Here is a 1,843-nt window from a genome sequence, read left to right as displayed (position 1 = left end):
TGATATAGTCCTACTTAAGTAGACAGTAAAAATACATAAAGTACTGTTTACGAAAGTAGGATTTTTATTATGTCTAGAAAAAGTAAGGTTTCTTTTGAAGGCAAGCTGAGGGCTGTTACCTGGTATCTTGAAGGTAAAGCCTCCTGTTCTCAACTAGCTCGTCAGTTTGGGGTCAATCCTTGTACTATTAAAGACTGGGCTACAGCCTATCAATATCAAGGGCACGAGGGGCTAAAGTCTCTAAAGCATAACCAAAATTATTCTACAGAGTTTAAGCTAAAATGCATTGAAGCCTATTTAACAGGAGAAGGTTCCCTTCAAGAATTAGCTAGAAAATTTGGGCTAAGAAGTCATGAACAAATCAGACAATGGGTTTTCAGGTATAATAGTCATAAAGAACTAAAGGATTACAATCCTATTCCGGAGGTTTATCATATGACTAGCAGAAAAACAACGAAAGAAGAACGTTTAGAAATCGTTAACTATTGTTTAGATCATGACTCTAATTATAAGGAGACCGCTCAAAAATTCGACTGTAGTTATGCTCAGGTTTACAACTGGTGTAGAAAGTACAAACTTAAGGGGCTAGAAGGGCTAAACGACAATCGCGGTCGAAAGCCTAGTGAAGATAGCTTAACCGAGTTAGAAAAGGCGAATCGTAAGATCAAAGAACTTGAAAGAAGGCTTGAGATTAGTCAGAATGAAAGTGAATTCTTAAAAAAACTGAGAGAATTAGAAAGGAGTTGGTTACAGGAGAACCTAAACAAAGACTAATCGCTCAAAATCGTGCTCTAAAACTGAAGTTATATCAGTTCATTAAAACAAGCCACAAAGAAAAAGGGTGGGCTATCAGCTGGATGTGTCAGTTAGCTCAAATGAGCCGTGCTGCTTATTACAAATGGTTAAATCATAAGCCTAGTCAGCGAGAAGTAAGAGATCAGGCCATCCTTGAACGTATTTTAGAAATCGCTAAAACTAATAATGGTTTATTCGGTTCAGGTAAAATGACACTTGCCTTGAACAATAATCTAGTAGATGGTGAAAAGCCAATCTACCGACGAACTGTCGCACGTATCATGTGTGTTAATCGTATTTATTCTAGTAAGACAAAATACAAGAAACAAAAACGTTACACCTCCTCAAAACCAGACCAGACAGCTGAGAATGTTCTCAACCGTGACTTTAATTCTGAACACCCAAATGAAAAATGGTGTATAGACGTGACCGAAGAAAAAGTTCCAGGAACAAAACAAAAACTCTTCATATGTGGAGTACTTGATTTATATGACCGTTATATTGTCAGTTATTCCATCAGTAACAGGAATGACACGGCATTGGTAAATTCAGCCATTAAAAAAGCCCTTAAAGAATTTCCGGATAGCCATGCCTTACTGCATAGTGATCGAGGATTTCAATTTACACGGCGATCTTTTACCTACATGTTGAAAGCGCAGGGCATGACACAGTCAATGTCTAGAGTCAGTCGTTGTATCGATAATGGGCCAATGGAGAGTTGGCAGGGAATTATAAAGGAAATGAGAGCGGTTCTTTATCCTAATGTGTCAAGTTTTGAAGAGATGAAAGAGGCTTACGAAAAGACCATTCACTATTACCTATATCATGATCCCCAAGAGAGATTCAATGGGAAAACACCAGCTCAAGTGAGAGCTGAAGCACAAGAAAATCCAGAACAAGCTCCATATTATCCAATTAAACAATCTAAAAAATATAGAGATTACTGGAAAACTATTGCCGATAAGAAAAACCAGACTGCTTAACCCAAAGCAACCTGGTTCCTCACATTTTATTTATTTCAATTGTCTACTTGACACGGTACGTATCA

2 protein-coding genes are annotated in these 1,843 nt (G+C 37.6%); both read left to right on the top strand.

The annotated features are described in order from the left end of the window. Positions 1-69: 69 nt before the first annotated feature. Positions 70-774, top strand: coding sequence for a helix-turn-helix domain-containing protein (locus QRD39_RS10095; protein ID WP_285956397.1), 705 nt, complete (start codon positions 70-72; stop codon positions 772-774). Further along, positions 744-1,778 carry an IS3 family transposase gene (locus tag QRD39_RS10090; protein WP_285956396.1) on the top strand — a complete coding sequence of 345 codons (1,035 nt, stop codon included), beginning with the start codon at positions 744-746 and terminating at the stop codon, positions 1,776-1,778. The genes QRD39_RS10095 and QRD39_RS10090 overlap by 31 nt, the downstream gene beginning before the upstream one ends. Positions 1,779-1,843: the final 65 nt, after the last annotated feature.

This window comes from Streptococcus raffinosi (assembly GCF_030284685.1).
Taxonomy (GTDB): Bacteria; Bacillota; Bacilli; order Lactobacillales; family Streptococcaceae; genus Streptococcus; species Streptococcus raffinosi.
The sequence above is the reverse complement of the archived record's forward strand: the minus strand, read 5'-3'. Positions and strand labels throughout refer to the sequence as shown.

What these genes read in the sequence shown, in the direction of transcription:
- QRD39_RS10095 (WP_285956397.1), top strand. Translation starts at nt 70, where the DNA reads ATGTCTAGAAAAAGTAAGGTTTCTTTTGAAGGCAAGCTGAGGGCTGTT.